The sequence below is a fragment of the Rubrobacter tropicus genome (assembly GCF_011492945.1).
GTDB classification, from domain to species: Bacteria; Actinomycetota; Rubrobacteria; order Rubrobacterales; family Rubrobacteraceae; genus Rubrobacter_D; species Rubrobacter_D tropicus.
Window position 1 is genome coordinate 517,439 of record NZ_CP045119.1, and the last position, 14,704, is coordinate 532,142.

The window sequence follows — 14,704 nt, forward strand, 5'->3', positions numbered from 1 at the left end:
AACCTACGCGTTCGGTGCTGGCCAGGGCTAGGGAACCACCGCGGAAGGAACCGTTCCGGAAGAGACCGTCGTCGGGCAGGCCGCCGCGGCCCCGACGCGGGCGAGCAGCAGGGCGGTATCTTCGAGGAGGGCGGCGCCCTGGGCTTCCTTCCCGACTTCGGCGCCACGGCGGTCCTGGCCCTCGTGGCCGGCGGCGCCCTGCTGCTCGGCGGCCTCCTCGCCTACCGCTTGACGCGCTAGGGGCAAGTCTCACCGAGTAGAAGGCGGGACGCCATGTTTCGCGGCCCGCCTTTTATGCGCCACGTATTGGGAAGCCGGTGTTTGGCGGCTCCAACGCAATCTCGCCGACCGGCTTCATAACGTCCACCCGCAGAACGGTTGCACGTCCTGCGGGTGTGAATCGGTCGCTATTGCAGGTTCACCGTTACGCGCTCGCAGCTAGAGATGCTCACCACGTCGCCGGGTAGGGTCGTCACCGAGCTAACGAGTTGGTCGTCTACGACGTCGTTGAGGCCAACCGAGGCGCGGTCGAAGCCGGCGCCGCAGGAGATGGCGTCGCGCTGCCCGTCGTTGGCGGCGAAGATCTGGTCGCCCTCGGTCTCGCCGGAGAGCCTGTCGTTGCCGGCCAGGCCGTAGACCTCGTCGGGCCCCTGACCCCCGACAACCTCGTCGTCGCCGGTCCCGCCGGAGAGGTAGTCCTGGTTTGGACCGCCCTGCACGGTGTCTGCGCCGTCCAGGCCGAATACGTCGTCGTTGCCGGCGAAGCCGTTGATGGTGTCGGCGGCCGCGGTGCCGGAGAGCCTGTCGTCTCCGGTAGTGCCGTTTATCGTGGCCGCCAGGGCGACGCCGGCCGCCAACGCCGTCAGCGTCATCGCCACCAGCGCAACGAGGCCCATGCCGCGGGCGGCGCGTTTCGGTATGCTTGTTTCGTTCATGGAGCGTCCCTTCGTATCCGTGAACATCGGGTTTCGGGGCGTTCGCGGCGTCCCGAAGCCTTTCTCTTCGTACGTGTGCCCGGATCGGGCGTCGTCAGAGTCTATGCTGGGAACCACCCCTTTCGGCAGCCCGGCTGCCTCGCAGAGGCCCGCGGCTTTGCGCCCCCGCCTCGCGGCGGGTTTGCCTTTTCGTGGGTACTTGGGCAGATTCTACCCCCGCCCGGTTCCCTCAAACGTGACGGCCGTGACTATCGAGGCTGTGCGCATTTGATAAAGCCTGCACTGGGGGCGGTCGGCGAGGTTACGGAAGACGCGTCCGGGGAGCGGTGCCGCGTTTACAGGCCGCTCGGGCTCGACGTTCCTTTCGTCCGGACTGGCCGCTGGGGATCTCGGGCATCTTCGCACGGGTGACCGTAGAGGCAAGGATCGGTTTATCTTACTGCAATCTCTAGCCACGTAGCGTATAAAGGTAGCGTGAAACGGCGAACTCTAGTGAGGACACTCCCCCGTGTACGGTGAGAACGCGCCGCCTTCCTGGGCGCGGCTGCCGGGGGCGCGCTGCCGGGCCGTGGAGCACCTGACGAAGCTCGAAGGGCTCAAAGAGTTCGAACTCCTGGAGGGGTTGGATGAGGGATTCTTCCAGGCGCTCGCGATCTCGGCCGAGGTGCTCGAACTCGGCGCCGGAACCGCGCTCTACAGGGAGGGCGAACCTTCCGGGGCCGTGTACTTCATGCGAGAGGGGAGGGCGAAGCTCTACCGCTCCGTCGGCGGGCCGAAGGCGCGGGACCAGATCCTGGGCGTCGTCGGCGACGGCTCGGTCCTCGGCCTCGGCGCCGCCCTGGAAGGCCGCCCGCAGAGCCAGGGCGCCACAGCCCTCACCGACTGCGTTCTCTACGCCGTCTTCCGCGACGACCTCTTCGAGGTGATGGGCCGCTTCCCCGAGGGCGCCGTCCGCCTGAACCGGGTCCTCGCCGCCCGCGCGCGCGAGCTGGAAGACCTCGTCGGCGACCTCGTCTTTCGCAGCGCCCCGCAAAGAGTAGCCCGGATGCTCCTGAACCTAGCCACGGAGGAGGGCCGCGTCACCAAGCGGGGCGTCGTCTTCGAGCCCTCGCTCTCTCGCCAGGAGATGGCAGAGGCGACCGGCATCTCGCGCGAGGCGCTCTCCCGCGCCCTCTCCCGCCTCGCCCAGGAAGACATCCTGGACCTCGAAGGCAAGACCGTAACCATCCTCAAGCCGGCAGAGCTCCGCTCCCGCACCTGAAGGAGGAGGCTTCGGGCTTCAGGTCGCCTCCTTCGGAGGCTTCAGGTCTCAGGGCCGCGTTATCGGAACCCTGCGACGAAGAGCACCCCTGTAGCCTGAAACCTCCTATTCGAGAATCGTTCCCAAAAAGGCGCGGTTTTGCGGGGTTTTTGATCCAGATCACACGCGGCGATGATCCCGGTCATGGGTGGAGATGATGGCCGTCAACGGTGGGTGGTTGGGGTATCTCCCGGCTGTTATAAAGCCGCCACAAGAGCATTACGAGAGGAGGAGCAAGATGACCTATGTGATCACGGAGCCGTGCATCGGCACGAAGGACCAGTCCTGCGTCGAGGTCTGCCCGGTCGACTGCATCTACGACGCCGGGGACCATTTCATGATCAACCCCGAGGAGTGCATCGACTGCGGCGCCTGCGAGCCGGAGTGTCCGGTCGAGGCGATCTACCCCGAGGACGAGGTCCCGGACGACCAGGAGAGCTACATCGCCAAGGCGGCCAACTACTTCGAGTAGCGGCGAACCAAATCTGGTGACGGGGGAGGGGCCTTCGGGCCCCTCTTTTTGGTGCCGCGAGACGTGGCTCGGCCACCCGACGCGATGCTAGCGAGAGATTCTGGGTCCTACCCCCACGGCGTTCTTGGCCGACGGACCGCGGCGATCGGCCCGCCTGCCCGCGGGCGCCGGCCCAACGATGACCCGCGCGTCGTCGCCCGCTACCAGCCGGCCTAGCCGGGAGAGCGAGCGCCTGAGGTGGCTTCCCGCCGCGCTTCTCGCGGTCGCTCCCCGTGCCAGGGCCGCCAGGAACGGATCCGTCGGTACCAGCACGGTCCCGAAGGCCGCCACCGCGCCACCACCAACGGCGGCTATCGAGCACTCGCCCCACCCTTCGAGCGGTCCTTCGTACGTCCAGCGTAGCCGGTACGGGGCCTCCGTCTCCTCCAGCACGCTCAGGACCTTCTTCCTCAGGCCGAGAAACGAGACCTCCCACTCCGAGAGCATCCCGGTCCCCCCCTCGCCCGAGAGCACCTCGACCCGCCGCACGCCGGGCGCCCACGCCGGAAACCCGCGCACGTCGAGCACGGCCTCGTAGAAGTCCTCCGGCGCCGCCGGCGCGAAGACGCTCGCCCCAAAGGCCGAATCAAGGATTTTGTTCGATGTTGCTACGTTCATGTAGCAAAATTATACATCCTGCGGGGATATACTCCCCTTCGTGGAGGACGGGAGCTGGCGGACGTTTGGGCGGGAGTACGTGTACCGGAGTCCGTGGTGCTCGTTTCGGGTGGACGGGGTGGAGTTGCCCGGGGGGCAGAGGATCGAGTACGGGGTGCTCGAGAGCGGCGGGTTCGCGGCCGTCGTCGCTTTGACCGAAGAGAACGAGGTGGTCCTGGTGCGGCAGTGGCGGCAGCCGCTCGGCGCTTTCACGCTGGAGTTGCCGAGCGGGGGCGTGGACGCCGGGGAGAGCGCGGCTGAGGCTGCCGGGCGGGAGCTGCTGGAAGAGACGGGGTACGGGGCCGAGGGGTTGGAGCGGCTGACGAGCGTACACACGAGCACCGGTCGGAGCACGGAGGTCGGGCACGTCTTTCGGTGCCGGGCCGTCAGGGATGGGCGGGGGCCGGGGCCAGAGCCCACGGAGTTTATCCGGGTTGTGGAGGTGCCGTTCGGGGAGGCGTTGGCGATGGTTCGGGACGGGCGCATCACGGACGCTGCGACCGTTCTCGGGCTGTTGTGGGAGGCGGGGCGTGGCGCGGGGGGCGTCCCTCCGGTAGACTAGGGAGACAAACAACCGGGGAGCCGCGAGGCTGAGAGGGCAAAAAGACCGAGAGGTTTGGAGCCGACCCGCTGAACCTGATCCGGGTAATGCCGGCGCAGGGAGATAAGAGAGTCTCGTCGGCGCATCCCCGCACAACGACAGGAGGGTGCGCTTTTGAACGCTTTCAGGGACACGAGGGTCTTGACCGAGGCGGCGCTCGCCGTCGCGCTCGCGTTCGTCCTCAGCTTCGTCAAGGTCTTCGAGATGCCTTTGGGGGGGTCGATCTCTCTCGAAATGTTCCCCCTCATGCTCCTCGCCCTCAGGCAGGGCCCCGTCGTCGGCATAACCGCCGGCGCGGTCTACGGTCTAATGGACATAATCACCCCGCCCGTCTTCGTCTTTCACCCCGTCCAGGTGCTGCTGGACTACCCGCTGGCCTTCGGCGCGCTCGGGCTGGCCGGCTTCTTCCGGCCGACCGTGCGGGGTGCGATCGTAGGGGCGACGGCGGCGGTCCTCGCCCGCTTCGCCTGCCACTTCCTCTCCGGCGTCGTCTTCTTCGCCTCCTACGCGCCAGAGGGATGGAATCCGTACCTCTACTCCGCCGCGTACAACGCGGCGTATCTGGTCCCGAGCCTCGTCATAGCCGCGGTCGTGGTGGTGGTCCTGCTCAGGGCGCTCGAAGGGGCCCAGCCCTCGCCGCGTCAACTTCGGTACCGGCGCTCCGCCGTCTCCTAGCTTGCGCGCGGCCGTCTTCCTGAACGGTTCCCCGGACCCGCCCGACCTGCTCCGCCGCGTCGCCGCGGCGGCCGACCTCGTGGTCGCGGCCGACGGCGGCGCCTCGCACGCGCTCGCGGCGGGCATCGTCCCCGAACTCGTCGTCGGCGACATGGACTCCCTGGGCGACGAGGGGGCGCGGCGGGTCGGGGCGCAGGGGGCCACCCTGGAGCGCCACCCGGCCAGGAAGGACAAGATGGACGGGCACCTCGCCGTCCTCGCCGCCCACGAGAGGGGCGCAACGGACCTGGACCTCCTCTGCGCCGCGGGCGGAAGGCTCGACGCCACCTTCGCGCTGCCGCACCTGCTGCTCGCCGCGGAGCGGATGGGGCTCAGGGCGACTGTCGTGGCGGGGTGGGGGGAGATGTTCGTGGTGGAGGAAGGCTCCCGAGCGGTCGCGGGCGGACCCGGCGAGAGCGTCTCCGTCTTTCCGGTCTCCGGCGCGGCGGGCGGCGTCACCCTCGAAGGCTTCCAGTACCCGCTGGAGGGGGCCGGGATCGAGGCCGGCGACACTTTGGGGTTCCACAACGAGTTGCTCGGGGGAGAGGCCAAAGTCTCCGTGAAGAACGGCGCCTTGTTGGTGATCCACGAGACCGGGCCGATGCCCGGTGGGGGAGGGGAAGTGCTTTGAGTGTTCTGGAAGGAAAGGTCGCCCTCGTCACGGGCGCGAGCCGGGGTGTCGGTGCCGCCATCGCCGGCGTGCTGGCCGACGAGGGCGCGGCGGTCGTCGTCAACTACCTGAAGAACGAGGAACTCGCGGAAGGGGTTGCGGGCGGCATTCGCGGGCTCGGCGGGAGGGCCTTCGCCCACCGGGCGGACGTTACGGACGAGGCCGCCGTGATGGAGATGGTCGAGAGGGCGACGGGCGAGTTCGGGCCCATCGACGTGCTCGTCAACAACGCGCTTCCCGACTACAGGTTCGACCCCGCCGGGCGCAAAGACTTCGGGAGCGTGAGATGGGACGATTACCTGCAGCAGCTCGGGGGGCTGAAGGGTGCGCTGCACTGCTCGCAGGCCGTGGTGCCCGGGATGGTAGAGAAGGGGGGCGGCAGGATCGTCAGCATCCTCTCCAACCTCATAAACAACCCGGTCGTCCCCTACCACGACTACACGACGGCCAAGAGCGCCCTCCTCGGCTTCTCCCGCAACCTCGCAGCCGAGCTCGGCCCCCACAACATAACCGTCAACATGGTCGCCGGCGGCCTCATAGACGAGACCGACGCGAGCGCCCCGACCACCGAGGATGTCCGCCGCCTCGTCGCTGGCTCAACGCCCCTGCGCCGCCTCGGCACCCCCGACGACCTCGCGCGCGCGGTCCTCATGTTCGCCTCGCCGTGGTCGGACTTCGTCACGGGACAGTACGTAACCTGCGACGGCGGGTTGGTTATGGCTTAGGGCTATCGGCTTTCAGCGGTCAGCTATCAGCCCTTGTTGGGAGGGACTTTGAAACGGGTTTTGAGCGTGGCGACTAGTGATTCGGGGGCCGGGGCCGGGATTCAGGCGGACTTGAAGGCGTTTTTGCGGTGCGGCGTCTACGGGACGACGGCCGTCGTCGCCACGACGGCGCAGAATACCGTCGGGGTAACGGACATATATCCGTTTCCGCCTGGGGTCGCCGTGGGCCAGATAGAGGCCGTCGCGGAGGATATCGGGGTGGACGCGGTGAAGACCGGCATGTTGTTCAACGCCGGCATCATCTCGGCCGTGGCCGGGGCGGTGCGGCGTTTGGGGTTGCCGAACCTCGTGGTCGACCCCGTTATGGTCGCCGAGAGCGGGGCGGAGTTGCTAGAGCCAGCGGCGGTAGAGACTTACAAGGAGGAACTTTTTCCGCTCGCCAGGGTCTTGACGCCCAACGTAAACGAGGCGTTTGCGTTGCTTGGCGAGCCCGTGGACGAGGGTGGGATCGAGGATTGCGCGGCGGCGCTCCTCGAGTTGGGACCGGAGGCCGTGGTCGTAACGGGCGGGCACACGTCCGCGGGCGCAGACCTTCTCTACGATGGTTTGAGGTTCGAGAGGATAGAGGGGCCCGTGCATTCTTCGCAGAACACCCACGGGGCGGGGTGCACGCACTCTTCGGCGCTGGCGAGTTTTCTGGCGCGGGGATTTGGTCTCTTGGAGGCGGCCCGGCGGGCCAGGGAGGTCGCGTCCGAGGCCGTCGGGTACGGGCTCGCGGAGATCGGGGCCGGGGCCGGGCCCGTTCACGCGCTCGGCGGTGTTCTGGAGAGGGGAGGGCGATGAACGCCTCCGGGGCGCTGCGGAGGATCGGGGAGAGACGGCCGCTCGTCCACCACCTGACGAACTACGTAACCGTCAACCTCGTCGCCAACGCGACGCTCGCGACGGGGGCCTTGCCCGTGATGGCGAACGCCGTCGAGGAGGTGGAGGAGATGGCGGCCACAGCCTCCGCGCTCGTCATCAACACGGGGACGCTCGACGGGGACTGGGTGGAGGCCATGATCCTGGCCGGCAAGGAGGCCAACCGCCGCGGCATCCCCGTCGTCCTCGACCCCGTCGGCGCCGGGGCCACCCGCTTTCGCACCGAGACGCCGGAGAGGCTCCTCTCCGAGATAGACTTCACGGCCGTCTGCGGCAACGCCGGCGAGGTCTCGGCGCTCGCGGGCCTCGCCGCGGAGGTCCGCGGCGTGGAGAGCATCGGCGGCGACGCGAGGGAAGCGGTCCAGAAGGCCGCCGGGCGCCTCGGGACGACCGTCGCCGCGACCGGCCCGGTCGACTACGTGTGCGACGGGGAGCGTCTCCTTGCCGTCAAGAACGGCCACGCCCTGATGGGGCGCATCGTCGGGAGCGGCTGCGCCTCCACGGCCGTCGTCGGGTGCCTGGCCGCGGTCGGGGGTGGCGACGCGGGGACGGTGGCCGGGGCGCTGGCCTACTTCGGCCTGGCCGGGGAGGTCGCTGCGGGAGGGGCCGGGGGGCCGGGCACCTTCGAGCCCCGCCTGCTCGACGCGTTGTCCGCGCTCGCCGCGGATCCGGACGGCCTCGACGGGCGTCTCGTGGTGGAGGAGGTGCCGCTTGCGTAGCGCCGCCGGGGGCGTTACGGGCAGCCCGACCCGCAGGCTGGTCCTCGCCGCGCTCTTCGCGGGGCTTGGCGTCCTTCTCTCTTCCTTCGCCGTGCCGGTCGGGGCTTCCCGCGTCTTCCCGTTCCAGCACGCCATAAACGCCGTAGCCGGGGTCCTGCTCGGGCCGTGGTGGGCCGCGGGATCGGCGCTCGTCACGGCCACCTTGAGGTTCTCCCTGGGGACGGGGAGCATCTTCGCCTTTCCGGGGAGCCCGTTCGGGGCGCTCGCGGTCGGCCTTGCCTACCGGTACTCGCGCAGGGACGAGGCGGCCCTGTTCGAGCCCGTCGGCACCGTGTTCGTCGGGGCGACGGTCGGGGCGGTCTTGATCTCACCTTTCCTGGGGGCGGCCGGCGGCCTCGTGGTTCTGATGGTCTCCTTCGCCCTCTCCAGCATCCCCGGCGCCGCCATCGGCTACGGGGTTCTGAAGGTTTTGAGGAGATCCGGGCAGGCGGGATGAGCGCCTCACGGAACCGGGCGGGGACGCCGTTCACTGAAAGAACCGGCGAAGAGGCGTATGTTCTGGGCATGAACCGGACGCCTGGGGCGCGCGAGATCCTGAACCACTCGGACCACCGCGCCTACCCGACGCCGGACGGCCCCTGGGTCCTGAGCATGAGCTGGCACGACCTCCTCTTCATGCACTGGCCCGTCCCCGCTCAAGAGTTGCGACCGCTCATACCCCCCGCCCTGCACCTCGACACCTTCGACGGCCGCGCCTGGCTCGGCGTCGTCCCGTTCCGCATGAGCGGCGTCAGGCCGCGCTTTCTGCCAGCCGTACCGGGGCTCTCCGGCTTCCCCGAGCTGAACCTCCGCACGTACGTCAGCGCCGGGGGCAAACCGGGCATCTGGTTCTTCTCGCTGGACGCCCACAACCCCGTGGCCGTGCGCCTCGCGCGCGCCACCTTCCATCTGCCGTACTTCGACGCCAGGATGTCCTCCCGGAAAGAGAACGATGAGATCTCTTACCGGAGCGTCCGTACCCACCGGGGCGCCCCGCCGGCGGAGTTCGTGGCCCGCTACAGGCCGGCGGGCGAGCCGTTCGAGAGCCGGCCCGGGACGCTTGAGAATTTCCTGACGGAACGCTACTGTCTCTACGCCGCCGATGGCCGGGGCAACGTCAGGAGGGGGGACATCCACCACCGGCTCTGGCCCCTAAGACCGGCCGAGGCCGAGGTCGAGACGCTCGGGATGACAGGCCAGATCGGGGTCGCATTGCCCGATACGCCGCCGCTCCTGCACTTCTCCGACAAGCTGGACGTGCTCGCCTGGGCCCCGAGGAGGTTGGAGACTTGAAGATAGACGGCGCCCGCCTTCTACTCGTCACCGACCCGCGTCCCGACCTCGTCGCCCGCGTGGAGGCCGCCGTCCGGGGCGGGGTGGACATCGTCCAACTGCGGGACAAGAGGGCTCCGGTGGAGGGGCTGATCCCGCTCGCCGAGGAACTCAAGGACGTGTGCGAACGCGCCGGCGCCCTGTTCACCGTCAACGACGACGTGGAGCTCGCCAGGCGGGTCGGGGCGGACGGGGTTCACCTCGGGGAGGATGACGATCCCACGCCGCGCGCGAGGAGCGTTCTCGGCACAGGGGCCGTGGTAGGGCGCTCCGCAGGCGGCGTCGCGGAAGCGCTTGAGGCCGTCCGTGGGGGCGCGGATTACCTCGGCGTCGGGGCGGTCTACGCCACCCCGACGAAGCCCGAGGGCGAGGTGGCGGGACTTGAGACGATCCGGGCTCTCTCCCGCGAGAACCTCCAGGTCCCATGGTTCGCCATCGGCGGCGTAACCCTCGAAACGGCCCCCCACGTGGCCGAGGCGGGAGCCCCCGGTTTCGCCGTGGTCCGCGCGGTCCTCGACGCCGAAGACCCGGAGGGCGCGGCCCGGGCGCTGCGCGTGATCCTGGAATAGAGGTTCAGGCATCGGGTTTCGGGCATCAGCCGCTTACTCGTGCAGCGTGGCGTGGGACGCAACCGAGGTTCGGCTGACGCGGGAGCCAACGATTTGGCCGTTAAAGTCTGATGCCTCAACGGAAGGCTATACTCCCCGGATGGCTGTCGTCCCGAAAAATCTCACCTCGTGAGGGCCGACCTCGTCTCCGGCATCCTGCCCGTCAGGGCCGATGGACGCATGCTGTTGCTGCAGCGTCCGGCGGGGACCTGGGAGCCGCCGGCGGGGCGGTTGAGCACCGGCGAGACCTTCGAGACGGGCGCGGTGCGGGAGCTGTACGAGGAGACCGGGATGCTCGTCGCCCCGCAGCGCATCCTGGCGACCTGGGTCGGCGAGGCCCCGAGCGGCGGCGCCCTGGCCGCCGTGACGTTTATCGGACGGGCCGAGGGGGATGAGGTGAGGCTCTCCCACGAGCACCTGGATCACAGGTGGGTCACCCTCGACGAGTGGCTCGGTCTGCCGAGCTGGTGGAGCCCCGAAAACGTCCGCCGCGTGGCCGGACCCCTGGAGGCGCTTCGCGAGGCGCCCCTGCCCAAACCGGCGGTGCCCGTGGGCGGGGGCGACAGCGGCGTCGTAAACGCCGTCCTTGGCGCGGGGGTGGTGATCACGGACCTCGAAGAGCCCCGGCCGCGGGCCCTGCTCATGCGCCGCCGGAAGCCGCCCGTCGGGCTGTGGGAGAACCCCGGCGGGGTGCTCGAGCCCGGCGAGGACTTCGAGGCCTGCGCCCGCCGCGAGGCCGGGGAAGAGACGGGCCTCAAGGTCGAAGGCCCTCTGCGGCCGTGGTGGACGCGGGTCGAGCCCTGGAAGGCACCGGACGATACCGAGCTGTACGCCGGGGTCGGTTTCCTCGCCCGTCATCCCGGCGGCGAGGTAGAGCTCGAAGGCGCCGCCCACGACGCCCATCTCTGGGCCACCGAGGAGGAGTGGCGGGGCCTGCGCACCTGGTACACGGAGGAGGACTCGGACCGTCTGTGGGCGGAGATCCGGGAGTTGCACAGATGACCGGGCCGTGGGACCCGAAGGAAGGGGGAGCGAAGCCCCACGGAGACGAGAAGTCCGGGCCGGCACGGGTAGTCGGGATAGGGTTGCTGGCGTTCGCCGTCCTGATGTGGATCTCGGCCCCCGCCGTGTTGCTCCTTCCGCTCTCGGGCGGTCAGAAGCTCTGGATGGGCACGGCCCTTCTCGTGGCAGGGGAGGTGGCGTTCTGGGTTTCAGCCTTCGTTCTCGGGCGGGAGGTGTTCCGCCGGTACCGGGGGCGCCTCGACCCGCGCCGGCTCTGGGGGCGGGGTTGAACGAGTTCGACGTTATACGCAAGCTCTCTGGCCTCCTCCCGCCCGCGCCCCCCGAAGTTTTGGTGCCCATCGGGGACGATTGCGCGGTGCTCGAGATCGGGGGCAGGAAATGGGCCGCCGCCTCCGACATGCTCGTCTCGGGCCGCCACTTCGAGGGATGGGCGACCCCGGTCGACGTCGGATACAAGGCGGTGGCCGTCAACGTCTCGGACGTGGCGGCGATGGGCGGGACCCCGCGTTTCGTCCTGGTCTCCGGCGCCGTTCCCGACCCCGAGACGGCCCTCGGCGTCTTCGAGGGGGTGGCGGAGGCGTGCGGGGAGTTCGGCGTCTACCCGATAGGGGGCGACACCACGGGCGCCGAAGCCCTCACCGTGGACGTCGCCATCCTCGGTGAGCTGGAAGCGGATCCAGTCTTGCGCTCCGGGGCGAGGCCGGGCGACCTGCTCGCCGTCACCGGGGAGCTCGGCGCCTCGGCGGCCGGTCTCCTCGCGTTCGAGGACGGGGTGGACGGTTTCGGGCGTCTGAAAAGCAGGCACCTGCGGCCCCAGCCGAGGGTCGAGGTCGGCCGGGCGGCGGCGCGGCTCGGGGTGGGGGCCATGATCGACCTCTCAGACGGCCTCGCCTCCGACGTCCGCCACGTCTGCGAGAAGAGCGGGGTGGGCTGCAGCCTCGACCTCGACCTCCTCCCCGTCTCGGACGACACCCGAAAGCTCGCGACGGCCCTGGGGCGTGACCCCCTGACGCTCGCCGCCACCGGCGGGGAAGACTACGAGCTCCTCATCTCCGCGCCCGAACGCGTCCTCGAAATCCTCGCCGGAAGCGTCCCCGTTCCGGTGACCGTCGTTGGGGAAATGAGGGGCTCCGGTGCCGAGTTCCGGCGCGGCGGGCAGGTGGTGGGCGACCTTTCCGGCTGGGACCACTTCGTCTGAGCTTCCGGCTCGCCCATCCGGGTCGCAGAGAGGATTGTTCGACGCCCATATGGGTATCGAGAAGGCAAGTCGAAGAGAGGAGGGCTTGTGCCGTACAAGATGATCACGCAACTGCCCGACGGCGTGAAGAACAACCTGCCCAAGCACGCGCAGGAGATCTACAAGGAGGCGTTCAACTCGGCCGAAGAGCAGTACGGTGAGGAGGGCCGCGCCCACCGCGTGGCCTGGGGCGCCGTCGAGCAGAAGTACGAGAAGAACGACAAGGGCAACTGGGTCCAGAAGTAGCCTGTAGAGCGGGCTGCGGACGCGTCACCTTCGCGACCCGCTCCGTCAGCTACCGGCCATCGGCTCCTCGCCCTTGCTGAAAGCCGACCGCTGAAAGCAGACCGCTTTCAGCTACCTCTTCGCGGCCACTTCCGAACCCCCCGTTTCCTTGACGGGCTCGCGACCCGCGTAGGCTTCGCGCAGGATCGGGAAGCTCTTCTTCTTGCGTTCGTGGAAGGCGGGGTCCTCCCAATCGTCCCAGAAGTAGTCGAGGCGCTGGACCTCCTCCTCGCCCGTCTCTCCGGCGGGACGAAGCGAAGGGTAGATGCGCAGGCCCGGTACTTCCGTGGCCCGCAGGCCGCCGGCCTTGAAGGGGTAGTCGAGGACGCGGAGGCTGCTCGGGTCGGTGAAGCCCATGAGCATCCAGGGGATGCGCACCTCTAGCACGTCGCCCTTCGCCTGCCAGTCGGCCAGGTTGTCGAACTCGGGGCTCGACGGGTCCGTGATGCCCTCGGTCATCCTGCCGACCTCCACGTCGTCGAAGGGGATCTTCTCCTTCGTCTGGGGCAGGAAGATGGGGCGGCTGAGGGCCAGCTTCCAGGGCAGGAAGTCGCCCGCGGCTGGGTCCCGGCTCGCGTCGGGAAGGGGCAGGTAGTCGTCCGAGTTGTAGGCCCACTGGTAGGTGAACTGGTCGTAGCCGCTGTTGACGAGCATCCGGGAGTCGTCTTCTCCCTTCATCCTGAGGAGGGTCTGGATGCCGCCGTCGGGGAAGGTGAGGCCGGGTGCCGCGTCGGCGGTCTCGGCCCCCTCTCCAAGCGTGCCGAAACCGACGTCGAGCTCGTCCCGCGTGAAGTCCCAGTCGCCCCGTTTCTTGTCGAAGCGGAGGTAGAGGTAGGCCGCGTCGTGGGAGACGCTCATGTCGAATTCGTCGTGCTCCTGCTCCTCCACGCCCGAGGCCTGGCCGCTTATGCGGTCGGAGAGCCAGTCCACGGTGTCGCCTATGCCGTCGGGGCCGCCCGAGATGCGTTCCCAGTCGTCCGTCTCGCCGTCTACGTGGATCGTCTCTTCCTCGCTCTCGCCGGACTCCGATGAGATCACGCCGAACTGTTCCTCGTTTGTGAGGCGGTTGCGCCACCTGTCCCTGCGGTCCGTCGGCAGCTCCAGCTCCAGCGTGTTCCAGGTAAATTTGAACCACTCGTCCGTCCAGGCGAAGAGGGCCGAGCCGTCCAGACCCTCGTCCCTCATCACCTCGCGCATCCCCGAGACCATCTCGCCCTGCTCCTGCTCCGTGTGGTAACCCTGGTCGCGACCAAGCGGCCCGCGGTGGGCCATGCCGCGCGAGGTCGGCAGCCCGAACTCCCCGATAAAGAGCGGGATGCCCTCGTGGTGGGCGCGCAGCTCGTTCAGGTAACCGGCGTAGGGGTCTTTCTCGCCCTCCTCGTTGGTGTAAGACGTGTACTTCGGCTCGAAACGCATGAAGTCCGGGTAGTACGGATAGACGTGGTACTGGGAGAAGTAGCCGGCCTTCCACGCCGGTGTCGGCTCGACGTGCATCGGGTCCACGGGGACGAGGTCCTCCTGCTCGTTCGCCTCGTTGGGATGGTTGAGGGGGTCCGTGGTCGGCCAGTTGGTGAAGGAGGCCGGGTGCTGCCAGCCGTACTCCATCTCCTCCTCGGCCAAAGTGTCGAGCATCCAGGCCAGCCAGCTCTCGAAGGGCCTGGCGTCGTCGGTGGCGCGGAAGTACTCGCCCGAGTAGGGTTCCATGCCGGCGTTCGCCTCGTTCGTCTCCTTGACGGCGTAGGGGAACCACTCCGTGCCGACCATCCACCCGAGCATGTACTCGGAGATGTCGGACCTGAACCGGCCGCTGGCGTGGCCGGTTCTCTCCGGGAGGTCGGCGTCGCCGTGGACTACGCGGACGGCGTCCCGGATCTCGGCCCGGAAGTCCTTCGTGATGTGGCCCTTGTAGGCGTCGTGGCCCTGTTCGTCCTCCCCGATCAACTCCTCCTCCGGCGACCAGACGCCGTGGATCACCCACAAAGGGTCCTCCCTGTCGGCGTTGAAGTCGGCCAGGGCGTCGTAGAATTCGGGGTTGAGGATGGTGTAGACCCGCACCACGTCCACGTTCATCTCTTTCATCTGGGGGAACCAACGCATGTAGTCCTCCCTCGTCGGCGCCAGCTCGCCCGGCGAGTGGCCCGGGAGCGAGGCACCCATGTTCATGCCGTCCCAGTACCGGGACTCCCAGCCCTTCCCGTCGTAGACGGCGAGGTTGGCGTCCTTGACGGTCGAGACTTGCTTGATCCCGTCCACCTCCGAGACGGGTCTCTCTACCTCGCCCCAGCCCAGGATCACGACGACGGCCGCGACGGCCGCCACGAGCACGGCGATCAAAGCAAGCAGGCGTGCGAGACGGGCGCCCAGCCCGGATCTCCTCCTCGTCTCGTAATGTTGGTACACGTTCCCCCTTTAAAGATTGCGTCTAGT

19 protein-coding genes and 2 riboswitches are annotated in these 14,704 nt (G+C 68.7%); of the genes, 15 read left to right on the plus strand and 4 right to left on the minus strand.

The window, feature by feature from the left end; genetic code table 11:
- Nucleotides 1-27: 27 nt before the first annotated feature.
- Together GBA63_RS02390 and GBA63_RS02395 are read right to left on the minus strand one after the other, a co-directional pair.
- Nucleotides 28-246 (minus strand): hypothetical protein, encoded by a 219-nt coding sequence (locus tag GBA63_RS02390; protein ID WP_166173129.1) that lies wholly within the window; start codon nt 244-246, stop codon nt 28-30.
- Nucleotides 247-407: 161 nt separating this feature from the next.
- On the minus strand, nt 408-935 hold the full coding sequence (locus tag GBA63_RS02395) for a calcium-binding protein (protein WP_207957038.1): 528 nt from the start codon (nt 933-935) through the stop codon (nt 408-410).
- A gap of 121 nt (nt 936-1,056) precedes the next feature.
- Nucleotides 1,057-1,131: riboswitch (cyclic di-GMP riboswitch) on the minus strand.
- 312 nt (nt 1,132-1,443) lie between these two features.
- On the opposite strand from GBA63_RS02395, the gene GBA63_RS02400 reads away from it, so the two are divergent.
- Both GBA63_RS02400 and GBA63_RS02405 read left to right on the plus strand, forming a co-directional pair.
- The gene (locus GBA63_RS02400; RefSeq protein WP_166173131.1) at nt 1,444-2,196 is read left to right on the plus strand and encodes a Crp/Fnr family transcriptional regulator; all 753 of its coding nucleotides are present in this window, start codon (nt 1,444-1,446) and stop codon (nt 2,194-2,196) included.
- A gap of 277 nt (nt 2,197-2,473) precedes the next feature.
- Nucleotides 2,474-2,707: a 4Fe-4S dicluster domain-containing protein gene (locus GBA63_RS02405; RefSeq protein ID WP_166173134.1), complete on the plus strand. Its 234-nt coding sequence runs from the start codon at nt 2,474-2,476 to the stop codon at nt 2,705-2,707.
- A gap of 87 nt (nt 2,708-2,794) precedes the next feature.
- Here the strand turns inward: GBA63_RS02405 and GBA63_RS02410 are convergent, their stop codons facing one another.
- Entirely contained in the window at nt 2,795-3,364 is a 570-nt protein-coding gene (locus GBA63_RS02410; RefSeq protein WP_166173136.1) for an SRPBCC family protein, read from the minus strand.
- A 40-nt stretch (nt 3,365-3,404) separates the two neighbouring features.
- Here GBA63_RS02410 and GBA63_RS02415 point away from each other — a divergent pair, with 40 nt between their 5' ends.
- The 13 genes from GBA63_RS02415 (at nt 3,405) to GBA63_RS02475 (ending at nt 12,238) form a co-directional block, all read left to right on the plus strand.
- Nucleotides 3,405-3,965 carry an NUDIX hydrolase gene (locus tag GBA63_RS02415; RefSeq protein ID WP_166173138.1) on the plus strand — a complete coding sequence of 187 codons (561 nt, stop codon included), beginning with the start codon at nt 3,405-3,407 and terminating at the stop codon, nt 3,963-3,965.
- Nucleotides 3,966-3,968: 3 nt separating this feature from the next.
- A riboswitch (TPP riboswitch) is annotated at nt 3,969-4,083 on the plus strand.
- Between the two features lie 35 nt (nt 4,084-4,118).
- Nucleotides 4,119-4,679 carry an energy-coupled thiamine transporter ThiT gene (thiT, locus tag GBA63_RS02420; protein WP_166173140.1) on the plus strand — a complete coding sequence of 187 codons (561 nt, stop codon included), beginning with the start codon at nt 4,119-4,121 and terminating at the stop codon, nt 4,677-4,679.
- Between the two features lies 1 nt (nt 4,680).
- A complete protein-coding gene (locus GBA63_RS02425) occupies nt 4,681-5,349 on the plus strand; it encodes a thiamine diphosphokinase (RefSeq protein ID WP_166173142.1) in 669 nt (222 codons plus the stop codon).
- The gene (locus GBA63_RS02430; protein WP_166173144.1) at nt 5,346-6,113 is read left to right on the plus strand and encodes a 3-oxoacyl-ACP reductase; all 768 of its coding nucleotides are present in this window, start codon (nt 5,346-5,348) and stop codon (nt 6,111-6,113) included. Before GBA63_RS02425 ends, GBA63_RS02430 begins: the two co-directional genes overlap by 4 nt.
- A 66-nt stretch (nt 6,114-6,179) precedes the next feature.
- A complete protein-coding gene (gene thiD, locus GBA63_RS02435) occupies nt 6,180-6,956 on the plus strand; it encodes a bifunctional hydroxymethylpyrimidine kinase/phosphomethylpyrimidine kinase (RefSeq protein WP_228282268.1) in 777 nt (258 codons plus the stop codon).
- Nucleotides 6,953-7,753, plus strand: coding sequence for a hydroxyethylthiazole kinase (thiM, locus tag GBA63_RS02440; protein ID WP_166173148.1), 801 nt, complete (start codon nt 6,953-6,955; stop codon nt 7,751-7,753). The genes thiD and thiM overlap by 4 nt, the downstream gene beginning before the upstream one ends.
- Entirely contained in the window at nt 7,746-8,249 is a 504-nt protein-coding gene (gene thiW, locus GBA63_RS02445; RefSeq protein ID WP_166173150.1) for an energy coupling factor transporter S component ThiW, read from the plus strand. The genes thiM and thiW overlap by 8 nt, the downstream gene beginning before the upstream one ends.
- Nucleotides 8,250-8,317: 68 nt before the next feature.
- Entirely contained in the window at nt 8,318-9,085 is a 768-nt protein-coding gene (locus GBA63_RS02450; RefSeq protein WP_207957039.1) for a YqjF family protein, read from the plus strand.
- Nucleotides 9,082-9,693 (plus strand): thiamine phosphate synthase, encoded by a 612-nt coding sequence (gene thiE / locus GBA63_RS02455; protein WP_207957040.1) that lies wholly within the window; start codon nt 9,082-9,084, stop codon nt 9,691-9,693. The genes GBA63_RS02450 and thiE overlap by 4 nt, the downstream gene beginning before the upstream one ends.
- 168 nt (nt 9,694-9,861) lie before the next feature.
- Nucleotides 9,862-10,734: an NUDIX domain-containing protein gene (locus GBA63_RS02460; RefSeq protein ID WP_166173152.1), complete on the plus strand. Its 873-nt coding sequence runs from the start codon at nt 9,862-9,864 to the stop codon at nt 10,732-10,734.
- The gene (locus tag GBA63_RS02465) at nt 10,731-11,024 is read left to right on the plus strand and encodes a transporter suffix domain-containing protein (protein ID WP_166173154.1); all 294 of its coding nucleotides are present in this window, start codon (nt 10,731-10,733) and stop codon (nt 11,022-11,024) included. Before GBA63_RS02460 ends, GBA63_RS02465 begins: the two co-directional genes overlap by 4 nt.
- Nucleotides 11,021-11,953 carry a thiamine-phosphate kinase gene (thiL, locus tag GBA63_RS02470; RefSeq protein WP_166173156.1) on the plus strand — a complete coding sequence of 311 codons (933 nt, stop codon included), beginning with the start codon at nt 11,021-11,023 and terminating at the stop codon, nt 11,951-11,953. The genes GBA63_RS02465 and thiL overlap by 4 nt, the downstream gene beginning before the upstream one ends.
- 87 nt (nt 11,954-12,040) lie before the next feature.
- Nucleotides 12,041-12,238: a ChaB family protein gene (locus GBA63_RS02475; protein ID WP_166173158.1), complete on the plus strand. Its 198-nt coding sequence runs from the start codon at nt 12,041-12,043 to the stop codon at nt 12,236-12,238.
- A gap of 111 nt (nt 12,239-12,349) precedes the next feature.
- Here the strand turns inward: GBA63_RS02475 and GBA63_RS02480 are convergent, their stop codons facing one another.
- Nucleotides 12,350-14,677 carry a hypothetical protein gene (locus GBA63_RS02480; RefSeq protein ID WP_166173160.1) on the minus strand — a complete coding sequence of 776 codons (2,328 nt, stop codon included), beginning with the start codon at nt 14,675-14,677 and terminating at the stop codon, nt 12,350-12,352.
- Nucleotides 14,678-14,704: the final 27 nt, after the last annotated feature.

What these genes read in the sequence shown, in the direction of transcription:
- thiM (WP_166173148.1), top strand. Translation starts at nt 6,953, where the DNA reads ATGAACGCCTCCGGGGCGCTGCGGAGGATCGGGGAGAGACGGCCGCTC.
- GBA63_RS02395 (WP_207957038.1), bottom strand. Translation starts at nt 935, where the DNA reads ATGAACGAAACAAGCATACCGAAACGCGCCGCCCGCGGCATGGGCCTC.
- GBA63_RS02465 (WP_166173154.1), top strand. Translation starts at nt 10,731, where the DNA reads ATGACCGGGCCGTGGGACCCGAAGGAAGGGGGAGCGAAGCCCCACGGA.
- GBA63_RS02410 (WP_166173136.1), bottom strand. Translation starts at nt 3,364, where the DNA reads ATGAACGTAGCAACATCGAACAAAATCCTTGATTCGGCCTTTGGGGCG.
- GBA63_RS02405 (WP_166173134.1), top strand. Translation starts at nt 2,474, where the DNA reads ATGACCTATGTGATCACGGAGCCGTGCATCGGCACGAAGGACCAGTCC.
- GBA63_RS02450 (WP_207957039.1), top strand. Translation starts at nt 8,318, where the DNA reads ATGAACCGGACGCCTGGGGCGCGCGAGATCCTGAACCACTCGGACCAC.